The following is a 12,972-nucleotide window of genomic DNA, read 5'->3' on the forward strand; positions in this document are numbered from 1 at the left end:
TTTGACTTTACAAAACTTATTTTCGAGATGGTATAAAATTTGAGACCATAATACGAAGTATTATAATTTTTTTAAAAAAGCAAATAATTTTTGTTTTAAAGTTGATTTTCTGGTTTTTGGAAGCGTTTTTATATGTTTGATTGCTTGATTTTTATCAAGTAAATCTAAGAACAAAACTTCTTTTTTGTCGTCAATAGTTTTACAGTTTTTTAAGTTTTCTAAGACGGTTTTTGCGTAGGTAACTGTTCTAAAATTTATGTCCTTCAGTGAACCTTTTGTGAAATTTGTGTAGTCAAAACCATTGAATGAGTAATATAAACTATAAAAATTTTCATATACCGTTGATTCTATTTCAAAATTAAAATCTTTAATAATGTTAAAGACATATTTTTCTATATTTTTTGGTGTGTTTGAGTTCACTATTTTTCTACAATTCACTTTAATTTTCATAGCGACTAAGTGCTTTTCATCAAATAGAGTTGAAGCAATATTTTTTAGTTCTTTTAGCGCAGTTTCTTTTCTGTAATTGATCGTTATAACTTCAAAAATAAGTGAGTTTTGTTTTAGATTTTCATTTAATAAATCTGATTGATATAACCATTTTTCAAATTCCTCAATGCTAATATCGTTAACTAACACTTCGATTATTTTTAATTTTAAAGTTTCCATTTTATTAATTTTGATCAAATGTCTTTAGATGTTGCGCAATCTTTTTGCGTAGATTAATTATTTCTTTTAAATTTAATTATTAAGACCTGCTAGATTTTTAAAATCTGCTAGGTCTAAACGTATGTAGATAAGGTGATATGGCAGTAAATAAAAACGCATTAATAAGATATAAAACCATTGATAAATGTCTACAGAATAGGTTTAGACAATGGACACTTAATGATTTAATAGAAGCCGTTTCTGATGCGCTTTATGAATACGAAGGCAAAGATGTTGATGTGAGTAAACGCACTGTACAATTAGATTTGCAAATGATGCGTAGCGATAAATTAGGTTACAACGCACCAATTGTAGTTTATAATCGTAAGTTTTACAAATACGATGATGACGATTATAGTATTACAAACAGTCCAATATCTAATCAAGATTTAACCAAATTATCAGAGGCTGTTTCCTTTTTAAAACAGTTTCAAGGATTTTCTCATTTTTCGGAATTAGGAAGTATGGTTCAAAAATTAGAAGACCACGTTTACACACAAAAAACACATGAAAAATCGTTAATCGATTTTGAAAAGAACGATAATTTAAAAGGCTTAGAATTTTTAGATGAGCTGTACCAATTTATTTTAAAGAAAGAAACGATAGAAATAACCTATCAATCGTTTAAAGCAAGGAAAGAAAACACCTTTTTATTTCATGCCTATTTGTTGAAAGAGTTTAGAAATCGGTGGTTTTTAATTGGGAAACGCAATAAAAATGAAGGCATTATGAATTTAGCTTTAGATAGAATTATTGCCATTAAAAAAAGTGATAGCCCTTATGTAATTGACCATAATTTTGATGTTGTAAACTATTATAACAATGCTATTGGCGTTTCTGTGAGTCCTAATTTAGAGCCAGAACACGTCTTACTTTATGTGACACATAAACAAGCACCATATGTGTTAACAAAGCCATTTCATCACTCGCAGAAAGAAGTGAGTAGAGATTATTATGGTGTAACCATTTCTTTAGATGTACAGTTAAATTTTGAATTAGAAAAAGAGATTTTAGGCTTAGGTGAAGGCATCAAAGTTATTGCACCAGAGCGTTTAAAACGAAACATTAAAGAACGCTTATATGATGCTATTGATACTTATGAAACTGAAATTAATGATAAAAGCCTAAGAACAATTGCCAAACGGTTAGAACATAAAGGTTTTGGCATATTAAACCATGTGTACACTAAACGAGATATAAGAAAATTAAAAACTAGGTTCGACGCTTATTTTAAAGCACACAACGAGCAGACTTTTGGTATGCGAAAAGTGCTAAAAAAGATGCCAGAATTGAAAGAAATTTTATTCAACAAGAATTTTAAAAAACTCGTAAAATCGATTGATAGAAATGCTTTTTTAACTAAAGCCATTTATTTTGATAAATCGCCAAAAGATAATTGGTACGTTACTTGGCATCAAGATGTGCCTATAAATGTGTTGGAAAAAATAGACACTGAAGGTTTTTCGTCTTGGACAAATAAAAAAGGTGTAATTAGCGTTCGTCCACCAGAAGCGATTTCAAAAAACACGTTTTCAATGCGAATACATTTAGATGATACAACGGTAAAAAATGGGGCGCTAAAAGTGATTCCTGGTTCTCATAATAAACAGTTGAGTACCGAAGACATTAATTTAATTAGCACTAATTCTATTCCTTTTGTCAGTGAAGTTACTTCTGGTGGTGTTCAATTATTAAAACCATTAGTGTTGCATGCGTCATCGGAAACAACAGTACAAAAGAGAAGACGCGTTTTGCATTTAGAATTTTCATCTATAGAATTACCAAATGGTTTGAGCTACGCAGAGCGAGAAGATTTATTTAGCAATTGAGATGTAAATGTCTTGACCTGATTCTATTTCCTTAGAATGCTCAATAAAAATAGATTCTGACTTATATTCTGCTTCAATTAGCCAGTTACTACCATTAAAATAAGAATGTTTTACAACAGCTTCTAAATCGGATTGTTCTACAATTTCAATTTGACTAGCATATACAATACCAAAAGGCTCAATAATATTAAACTCTCCAAAAAATGAAGCTATTAGAGGTGTTTTTGGATGGTTGTAAATGTGCTGAGGTGTGTCTTTTTCTATAATTTTAGAATCGTGAATTACGAGTAGTTGGTCTGCAAAACCGAGGACATCATTTTTGTCGTGTGTGGCAACAACGCAAGCAATATTATTGTCTTTTAGATACTTAAAAATGCTTCGCCTCAATGATTGTTTTTTAAAATTATCAATATGGCTAAATGGTTCGTCTAGTAGAAGGATTTCTGGTTGTTTGGCTAAGGCTCTCGCAATGGCTACGCGCTGTTTTTGTCCTCCACTTAATAGTTTTACTTTGGTTTTGGCAAAGGCTTCTAATTCTACAACTTTTATAAGTTCTTCTGTGCGTCTTTGTTTTTCTTCAGGATAGAAACGAGACAGGTATTTACCAATATTTTCTTCGACTGTAATGAAAGGCATAAGGTCAAATTCCTGGGTCACGTATTTCATAAAATCATAACCAATCACTAAGTTGTGTTTTGGACCTAAAATTTCTTCGTTTTTCCAAAAAATATGGCCTTGTTTTAAATCGTATTCGCCATAAATTAGTTTTAGAAGCGTGCTTTTTCCTGAGCCACTTTCGCCTATTATGGCAAGATTTTCTCCAGCTTCAACTTTAAAGTCAACAGCTTTTAAAACCTTAGTTTTAGAGTATCCAAAAGTGACATTTTTTACTTGAAGCATATTGCAAAGATAGGTCTTTCAAAAAATTAATTTGCATAAAAAAACCGCTTGATTTCTCAAACGGTTTCATATGATTTTTAAATTTTGAAGTTTTATTTCTTTATAAACTTTCGTTTCATAATTTTTCCATTAGATTCTAATCTTAGAAAGTAAACACCACTTGTTAAATTTGAAACATCAATTGAGGTTGTGTTTAATTTTAGGTTAAGGACGCGTTTACCATTAATATCAAAAACTGTTGCTACTTTATTGGTAATATCAGCAGTGGTTTCAATATTTAATTCGTCTTCTACAGGATTAGGATATACGGTAAGATCTAATAAGGTTTCATCTATAACACTTAATGCAGAACCTTCGGTAATATTATGGGTTGTATCTATTGCTGGGTTTTCTATGTAATCTACAACACCAGAAGGCCAATATATAGTTATACTATTAATTGAAGTTTCTGTACCAAGCCCAAAATGTGCCGTTAGTGAACTCATAAACTCAAAACCTTCTCCACTTCTTACATCACGTATTTGAGTTCCTGTTGCAGTTTCAATTTCTATTCTGGCGCCAATTCCATTAATATTACTATTTGTACCTATGGTGTTAATTTTAATCCAGTGATTAGAGTTTGCATTATTTAAATAGATATTCCCGTTTCTAAAAACATCTAAAAATCCGTCATTATTTGTGTCTCCAATGGCACCACTTTGTGGCATATAATCTGAATAATTTGTAAATGTAAAATCACCATTATTAAATAATATATCACCATTAGTTAATATGTCTACATAGCCATCATTATCGAAATCTGCAGGTGCATTTTCTATTCCCATTGGTGCACCGTTTACTCCTGATCCCGCAGTAACGTCTGTAAAAGTACCGTCACCATTGTTTTGCATTAATTTTGAGAGTCCGTTTGTACTACTACTTGCGCCAACGTATACATCCATATCACCATCATTATCAAAATCTGCCCAAGCAGAAGACCAGGTTTGAATGTTGTCTCCTAAATTTGAAGAATTATTGTGTCCGACGCTTGGGTAATTGGAATTGTACCAATTATTGCTGTCGGCAACATTGGTGAAAATACCATTGCCATCGTTTCTCCATAATTCGTTTGTACTTATAGTTGTCGATCCACCTCTACATTTTGCGATAAACATATCCATGTCTCTATCGTTGTCAAAATCTATCCATACGGTTCCATAATTTCCACCACCAGGAGTTAGGCCTAGACCATTAGGAACAACACCTGCACTCTGTCCTTGGTAAAAAGTTAAATTACCTGATCCATCATTAATATAATAGACATTAGCATCAACATCATGGCAAACAAAAGCGTCTAAGTGACCATCGTTATTGATGTCTACAAAATTAGATCGCTGTGAAAAAACATAATTAGATCCAGATATTTCAGTATAACCAGTGCCAGAACTGTTAGCTTTCATAAACGTAACGCCTGATCCACCTCCATAAACGAGGTCGTTATAGCCATTTCGGTCAAAATCACCAGCAGCTAAACTCCAACTAGGCACAAAATCTGCTGTTGAGGTTGCAATGTTTGTTTCATTAAAACCGCCTGTTGCTAATTGATAATGCACATTGATATTATTGGAACTTACAGAAACAACATCATCTAAAAAGTCGCCATTTAAATCTACCAGAGCAATATCATAAGTTCCAGTTGTGTTTATGGAGTTGGTTGTAAATGTTGTTGGAAAACTAGATAAATCAATTCCCGTTGTAAAATTATAACATTCCCAACCACTAAAACCTTCTATTGCACAATCGGCTCTTACACAAACGATATAGTCGGTTTCTGGTAATAAGTTTGTAATTGTATATGGGTTTTCTGCTGTAGTAGTACCTGATGTAGGTGTAGATTCAGTAGTTAAGTAGACGGCAACTTCCCAGGTTGTTTCAGTATCACCTGGAACCCAGCTAACAAGTGCAGTTGTATCAGTGATATTATTAACAGTTACAGCGTTAACATTTGGACAAGCAGGAGGTGTACTTGAAGATATATTAACGGTATTAACACAGAAACCCCAACCATAAGAATTATTATCGTTGTAATAAATACGATATTTAAAACCAGTTAATTGTGAAGTGGAAAATGTTGAAATGTCTAAACCATCACTAATAAATGTTGTTGGAGTATCGTTACAAAAATTTACTGTTGTATTAGAATTTTCAGGAAGAGTGCTTCCCCAATTTTCCCATGAGCTCGTAGAATTATTCCAGTACTGAAGTTGTAGAGCTTCATTTTGATAAATGTTAAGACCATATTGAAAACTAACCACAATGTTGGTTTCATTAGCATTAAAAGCAGCGCTTAAATCAATAATAGGCGATTCTGCGGCAACATCATTAACCGAAGCACCACCTGCAAGATTATCATCAAATGAAAATGAGCTACTGCTAGTTGTTGGGTCTTCATATAAATATGAAGCATTGTAAGATCCAGAAAGTGTCCATTGATTGTTTGGCCAATTGGCAGGTTGATTTAACTGTTGCGCGTATGTGTAACTACAGCACAAGCTAAATAGAAGAGTAAAGCGTAGAAGTTTTATCATATTGGTTGGTTTAGTTACAATTGGTATTTAATGAGTCTATCCAAGCTTCAATTAATTGAACACCTTCAGTATGCATAACAGTTCTTGCTAATAAGGGCATTCTATTTGAAGGTTCAATAGAACTAATTCTGTAATGCAATACAGAATTTCTTGCATCACCTGGTTCTATAATATGTCCAAGGTCAAAACCAAGGTCAGTATCTGCATCAACACATACTCCTAAGTTTGTTAGGTTTTCTGTATCTGTGAAATCTAATCGTAGTGGTCTGTATGCGCAATGTGTTTCTTCTGAGTGGCAATGTGCACAATTTATATCTACATAAGCTCTTACTCTGCGCTCTAAAGTCTCATTAGTATTGTTATAATTTGGAAGTTTTGCTATGGTATTTGGGAGTGAATTTTCTAAATAACCAACATCCACTAATTTGTCTAATTGATTTGCAGAGCCATCACTATAATTATATATTAAATTTAAGTTTCTTGGTTTAGGACCAATTGGTTGCGCTATCTCCATTACTTTGTGACACGTATGACATTCTGCCGCTGATGGTATTCTATACTGTACTGTTTTTATTTCATCGTCTTGCTGCCATTGCAAATCTACATAGCTACCATCCATGTTTAAGGTAGCTTCGGTTTGATCAGTGTTCCAGACGTAGTTAGCAAAAACCCAACCCTCTTCTTTTCTTATGATTAGTCTTGTTTCTAGGTTTTTAGATTCATTTTCTGGTAAAACATTATCATAATAAAAACTTTTAATTATAATAGTTCCTATTGGAAAATCTAAGTTTTTATCGGCACTAACAAATGCTGCTTTGGTGTTGTTAGGCATCCAAACAAATCGTTTTTTCTTTGCATAATCACTAAATAACGTAGAATTTAAGGTATATGGAACCACGCCAAATGTTGGTTCTAGATTTTTTAAATCATTTTCAAAAAATTGATAATCTGAAAGTGATTGATAAGGTATATTTTCTAAATCAAATTGAACAATGGATTCTGGGTCAACAGGTGTTAACCCATCATCTTTACCGCAAGAAAATAGACATAGAATAATTAGTAAATAAGTAAAGTAGATTTTTTTCATGCACTAAAGTTAATCCTTATAAATAAGACAGTTAAATACTTGAAAACCCTACCATAACGTATTTTTAAATTTAAAATATATTATCCTTTTATTTTTTCTTCTGTTTTAGATGGTAACACTTCAAATCCCATATTGTATAAAGTAAATCCATAAATATCAGCATACTGCTCAATGGTTTTACTTACAGGTGTACCAGCGCCATGTCCAGCATCTGTTTCTATTCTAATAAGTGTTGGGTTGTTACCTGTTTGTTTACTTTGTAATTCGGCAGCAAATTTAAAACTATGAGCAGGTACAACGCGATCGTCATGATCACCAGTTGTTACCAAAGTTGCAGGATATTCTACTCCTTCTTTTACATTATGAACAGGTGAGTAGCCTTTAAGATAGTCAAACATTTCTTTACTATCTTCTGCGGTTCCATAATCATAAGCCCAACCAGCACCAGCTGTAAATGTATGGTAACGTAACATATCTAAAACGCCAACAGCAGGTAAAGCTACCTTCATTAATTCTGGGCGTTGGGTCATAGTTGCACCAACTAATAAGCCTCCATTAGAACCTCCTCTAATCGCTAAATAATCTGAAGACGTGTAGTTTTCTGAAATAAGATATTCTGCTGCAGCAATAAAATCATCAAAAACATTTTGCTTTTGCATTTTTGTACCAGCATCATGCCATGCTTTTCCGTATTCTCCTCCACCTCTAAGGTTTGGTACTGCGTATATACCACCTTGTTCCATCCAAACAGCATTTGCAATACTAAAACTTGGTGTTAAACTTATGTTGAAACCTCCGTAACCATATAATATTGTTGGATTTTTTCCATTAAGCTCTAAACCTTTTTTATGAGTTATAATCATTGGCACTTTAGTACCATCTTTAGATTTATAAAACACTTGCTTGCTTTCATAATCTTCTGGATTGAAATCAATATCTGGTTTTCTGTATAATTCTGAGGTTCCGCTTTCAATATCATATTTGTAGATACTTCCTGGAGTCACATAATTTGTGAATGAGTAGTATAGCTCTTTTTCTTCTTTTTTTGCTCCAAAACCACCTGCACTTCCTACGCCAGGTAGTTCAACTTCTCTAACTAATTTTCCATCATAATCATATTGTAATATTTTTGAAACGGCATCAACCATGTATTTAGCAAAAAAGTAACCACCAGCAGTTGATGGGCTTAATACATTTTTCGTTTCGGGTATGAAATCTACCCAATTTTCTGGAGTTGGATTTGAAGCATCAACCGTTACAACCCTTTTATTTGGAGCGTTTAAGTTTGTAGACAGATAAAGTTTTGAACCTACATTTTCTAAAATACTAATATCACTATCTGTATGATTTAAAATAGTAATTAACTTACTATTGGGTTTTGTTAAGTCTTTAATAAAAAGTTTGTTACCAGATGTTGAAACGCTAGCTGATATAATTAAGTATTTATCATCTTCTGTTACACCTCCATAAATATATCTGTGTTTTTGTTCTGGTGTACCTCCAAATATTAATTCGTCTTCGGATTGTTTTGTACCTAGTTTATGATAGTAAACTTTATGTTGGTCTGTTTTAGCAGATAATTCACTTCCTTTTGGTTTGTCGTAACTAGAGTAATAAAACCCTTCGTTTTTATACCAAGACATGCCACTAAATTTAATATCAACTAAAGTGTCTTCTACAATTTCTTTGGTATCTGTATTCATAATCAGAATCTTTCTCCAGTCGCTACCGCCTTCAGAAATAGAATAGGCTAGCGTTTTACCATCTTTAGAAAAACTTGTACCTCCTAAAGAAATGGTGCCATCTTCTTTAAATGTATTTGGGTCTAAAAATACTTCTGCAGTACTTGGGTCATTTCCTGTTTTATATCTGTAAATTACGTATTGGTTTTGTAAACCATCATTTTTATAAAAGTAGGTATAATCTCCTTCTTTAAATGGTGAACCTATTTTTTCGTAATTCCAAAGTTTCGTAAGACGTTCTTTTAATTCTTTTCGATAAGGAATGTTATCTAAATAACCATAAGTTGCTTCATTTTCAGCTTTAACCCAAGCTTCAGTTTCGGCACTTCTGTCATCTTCTAACCAACGGTATGGATCAGATACAGCTTCTCCAAATATAGTGTCAATAACTTCAATTTTGTTTGTGTTAGGGTAGTCTACAGAAATTGTTTTCAAAGTTTCAGTTTCGTTTTTACATGATACAAAAATACTCAGCACTAGGGTTAGGAGCAGTAATTTTTTCATAATTAGAATGATTGATTTTAAAGTACGATTCTCCCAAAGATAAGATTTTCATATTTTGGCATTAGTTAAAATGCAAAAAAATACGCTAATTCAATTAATAACATAATTGAATTAGCGTATTTATTAAGATTGTATAGATGTATATTACTTTACACTAAGTCATTTTTTACAAGGTATTCTGCGATTTGAACCGTATTTGTTGCAGCACCTTTTCTGAGGTTATCACTTACAACCCACATGTTTAAAGTATTTGGTTGTGAACCATCGCGTCTTATACGACCAACAAAAACATCATCTTTACCATGCGCAAACATTGGCATAGGATAACTGTTGGTTTCTAAATTATCTTGAACAATTACTCCATCTGTAGCGTTTAGAAGTTCTCTTACGTCAGCAACATCGTATTCGTTTTCAAATTCTACATTAATAGCTTCGCTATGTCCACCAGCTGTAGGAATTCTAACAGCAGTTGCAGTAACAGCGATAGAACGGTCACCTAATATTTTTTGAGTTTCGTTAACCAATTTCATTTCTTCTTTGGTGTAACCGTTGTCTTCAAAAACGTCACAGTGAGGAATTGCATTTTTATGAATTGGATAAGGGTAAGCCATATCACCTTCTTTACCTGCAATTTCATTTTCCATTTGTTCCACAGCTTTTACACCAGTACCCGAAACAGATTGGTATGTAGACACAATGATTCTTTTAATTTTATATTTTTTATGTAACGGAGCTAATGCCATAACCATTTGAATGGTTGAGCAATTTGGGTTAGCAATAATCTTATCTGATTTAGTTAACTCATTGGCATTTATTTCTGGGACTACTAATTTTTTAGTGTTATCCATTCTCCAGGCCGAAGAATTATCAATTACTGTGGTACCAACTTCAGCAAATTTTGGAGCCCATTCTAAAGACGTGCTACCTCCTGCAGAAAAAAGAGCAATATCTGGTTTGGCTTCTATAGCTGACGGAATACTAATTACAGAAATCTCTGTGCCTTTATAATCCATCTTTTTGCCTACTGAACGTTCTGAAGCGACTAATAATAATTCATCTACTGGGAAATTACGCTCTTCTAAGACGTTAAGCATTACATTTCCTACTAAGCCTGTTGCTCCTACGATAGCTACTTTCATTTTTTTAACTTTTAAATAAATTTTAAGCAAAACTAAACAAAAAACCTCTTTTTAATAATTTAACTATGTCTTATAACAACAAAAAACAAAATGTTAATTATTTAACAATTTACATAAAAAAACCCAGATTTACTATCTGGGTTTGGTTATTAAAATTGCGGTGTAGCGGTGTCGCTAAACGTTTTATTTTTTTAATGAATCTCTAATTTCTTTTAATATATCAAGCTCAGTAGGTCCTGCTGGAGCTGGTTCTTCAGCTGGTGCCTTAGTTTTGTTGTATGCCTTAACGATTATGAACATTACAAAACCAACAATTAATAAGTTAATGATTGTATCTATCCAAGCACCATAAGTAATAGCGTTTTCAGCTTGAGTTACTTTACCTGCAGCATCTACAACAGCCTCAGATAATACAACTTTTTTGTCTGCAAAATTTACACCACCTGTAAACATACCAACAACTGGCATAACAATATTAGATACAAATCCGTTTACTACTCCACCAATAGCAGTAGCCATAATTACAGCAACGGCAAACTCTACAACGTTGCCAGTCATAATAAAATTCTTAAATTCTTTTAACATAATTTAATGTTTTTAATAGTTAGTTAATGTGTTAGTTGAGACACAAAGTTAGTAGAAAAAGTCACAAGATGTTAAAAAAATGTGAAATTAGCTTAAAAAAATGCGTTTAACTCGCTGAGAAACAGCTGTGATAATCTCGTAAGAAATGGTTTTTGCATTTTCAGAAAGGTTGCTAGCTTTATATTCTGAGTTAAAAATAATCACCTCATCACCTTCTTTACATTCTATATCAGTAACGTTTACCATAATCATGTCCATACAGACATTTCCTATTATAGGTGCTTTTTTGTTATTTATAACAACAAAACCATTGCCGTTACCATATATTCTATTTATACCATCTGCATGACCAATGGGTATGGTAGCAGTTCTTTCAGTTCCTTGAGAGGTATAAGCTCTATTATAACCAACAGTTTCATCTTTTTCTATAGTATGAATTTGAGAAACAATAGATTTTAAACTAGCAATAGGTTTAAGGTTTTTATCTTCTTCTACAGAATTTCCAAAACCATAAAGTCCAATACCAGATCTTACCATGTTAAAATGCGCTTCTGGATAATTAAGTATTCCAGAAGTATTACATAAATGTAACCAAGGTTTTTCACCAGATAGGTTTTCAAACTGTTTAGCTATATGTTGAAATGTTTTAATTTGAAATTGGGTAAAATGTAACTCGTTAAAATCTTCACTAGCCGCTAAATGAGAAAATAAAGATTTTATTTTTACCGATGGCGAGTGTTTAATTTTAGATACTACATTTTCAATTTCTTTATCTTTAAAACCAAGACGGTTTAAACCTGTATTGAATTTGAGATGGATAGGATAATCTTGCACATCAAGTTCTTCTGTAATTTTAATAAATTCATCTAACACATGGTTACTATAAATACTAGGTTCTAAGCAGCGATTTATAAGTGTATTAAAATTTATAGATTGTGGATGAAGCACTAAGATTGGTGTCTTTATACCTGCATCTCTAAGTGCAACACCTTCCTTTACATAAGCAACAGCAAAATAATCTACATTTAGTTTTTCTAAATGTTTGGCGATTTCTACAGAATCACTTCCATAAGCAAAAGCTTTAACTACAGCTAAAAATTTGGTTTTTGGTTGTAATTTAGATTTTAAGTAATTGTAATTATGGGTAAGTGCACTTAAATCAATTTCGAGAACTGTTTCTTGAGCTTTAGGCATTTCCATTTTTGTCTTTAGAATCTATTTCTTCGGCATCATTCACTTTCATTTGTCTTACTTTATCGCGTTGCATACTTTTATAATATGCGGCTCTACTTAAAGGTTCGTATTCGTCAACTTCACCTAGTAAAACTAAATCATCACTCGTAGCTTTTCTATAACTATATTGTGCTAAATTTCCTGTTTTGGTACAAACGGCATGTACTTTAGTTACATATTCTGCCGTTGCCATTAGGTTTGGCATTGGCCCAAAGGGATTACCTTTAAAATCCATATCTAAACCAGCAACAATAACTCTAATGCCTTTATTAGCTAAATCATTACAAATGCGTACAATTTCATCATCAAAAAATTGAGCTTCGTCAATGCCAACCACATCACAACCGTCTGCTAAAATGGGGATATTTGCAGCAGCAGGTACAGGTGTAGATCTAATTTCATTAGCATCATGAGAAACCACCATTTCTTCATCATAGCGCGTATCTACAGCAGGTTTAAAAATTTCAACCTTTTGTTTTGCAAATTGCGCACGTTTTAGTCGACGGATTAATTCTTCGGTTTTACCTGAGAACATGGATCCGCAGATGACTTCAATCCACCCAAATTGTTCTTTCTGATTTACTGTATTTTCGAGAAACATTTTGTAATTTTAGCACTAGATCGAAATCTAACATTCGATTTTCATAAAGGTCTCGCAAATTTATTAAAAATCAAAAG

The 12,972-nt window shown here is 32.6% G+C and carries 10 protein-coding genes; 1 reads left to right on the forward strand and 9 read right to left on the reverse strand.

Features of this window, described 5'->3' with window-relative positions:
- Positions 1–60: 60 nt before the first annotated feature.
- The gene (locus GN138_RS12040) at positions 61–669 is read right to left on the reverse strand and encodes a hypothetical protein (protein ID WP_157364246.1); all 609 of its coding nucleotides are present in this window, start codon (positions 667–669) and stop codon (positions 61–63) included.
- A 137-nt stretch (positions 670–806) separates the two neighbouring features.
- Between GN138_RS12040 and GN138_RS16315 the strand changes: the two genes are divergently transcribed.
- Positions 807–2,537: a phytanoyl-CoA dioxygenase family protein gene (locus tag GN138_RS16315; protein ID WP_157364247.1), complete on the forward strand. Its 1,731-nt coding sequence runs from the start codon at positions 807–809 to the stop codon at positions 2,535–2,537.
- Here the strand turns inward: GN138_RS16315 and GN138_RS12050 are convergent.
- The 8 genes from GN138_RS12050 to GN138_RS12085 all read right to left on the reverse strand — a co-directional run bounded on the left by GN138_RS12050 (position 2,523) and on the right by GN138_RS12085 (position 12,895).
- A complete protein-coding gene (locus GN138_RS12050) occupies positions 2,523–3,437 on the reverse strand; it encodes an ABC transporter ATP-binding protein (protein WP_157364248.1) in 915 nt (304 codons plus the stop codon). The genes GN138_RS16315 and GN138_RS12050 overlap by 15 nt on opposite strands.
- Before the next feature lie 92 nt (positions 3,438–3,529).
- A complete protein-coding gene (locus tag GN138_RS12055) occupies positions 3,530–6,004 on the reverse strand; it encodes an FG-GAP-like repeat-containing protein (RefSeq protein ID WP_157364249.1) in 2,475 nt (824 codons plus the stop codon).
- Between the two features lie 10 nt (positions 6,005–6,014).
- Positions 6,015–7,091 (reverse strand): hypothetical protein, encoded by a 1,077-nt coding sequence (locus GN138_RS12060; protein ID WP_157364250.1) that lies wholly within the window; start codon positions 7,089–7,091, stop codon positions 6,015–6,017.
- A gap of 80 nt (positions 7,092–7,171) precedes the next feature.
- The gene (locus tag GN138_RS12065; RefSeq protein WP_157364251.1) at positions 7,172–9,337 is read right to left on the reverse strand and encodes a prolyl oligopeptidase family serine peptidase; all 2,166 of its coding nucleotides are present in this window, start codon (positions 9,335–9,337) and stop codon (positions 7,172–7,174) included.
- A 149-nt stretch (positions 9,338–9,486) separates the two neighbouring features.
- Positions 9,487–10,476, reverse strand: coding sequence for an aspartate-semialdehyde dehydrogenase (locus GN138_RS12070; RefSeq protein WP_157364252.1), 990 nt, complete (start codon positions 10,474–10,476; stop codon positions 9,487–9,489).
- Between the two features lie 183 nt (positions 10,477–10,659).
- Positions 10,660–11,061, reverse strand: coding sequence for a large conductance mechanosensitive channel protein MscL (gene mscL / locus GN138_RS12075; protein WP_157364253.1), 402 nt, complete (start codon positions 11,059–11,061; stop codon positions 10,660–10,662).
- Between the two features lie 87 nt (positions 11,062–11,148).
- Positions 11,149–12,255: an alanine racemase gene (alr, locus tag GN138_RS12080; RefSeq protein WP_157364295.1), complete on the reverse strand. Its 1,107-nt coding sequence runs from the start codon at positions 12,253–12,255 to the stop codon at positions 11,149–11,151.
- The gene (locus tag GN138_RS12085) at positions 12,248–12,895 is read right to left on the reverse strand and encodes a thymidine kinase (protein WP_157364254.1); all 648 of its coding nucleotides are present in this window, start codon (positions 12,893–12,895) and stop codon (positions 12,248–12,250) included. The genes alr and GN138_RS12085 overlap by 8 nt, the downstream gene beginning before the upstream one ends.
- Positions 12,896–12,972: the final 77 nt, after the last annotated feature.

This window comes from Winogradskyella endarachnes (assembly GCF_009741275.1).
GTDB classification, from domain to species: domain Bacteria; phylum Bacteroidota; class Bacteroidia; order Flavobacteriales; family Flavobacteriaceae; genus Winogradskyella; species Winogradskyella endarachnes.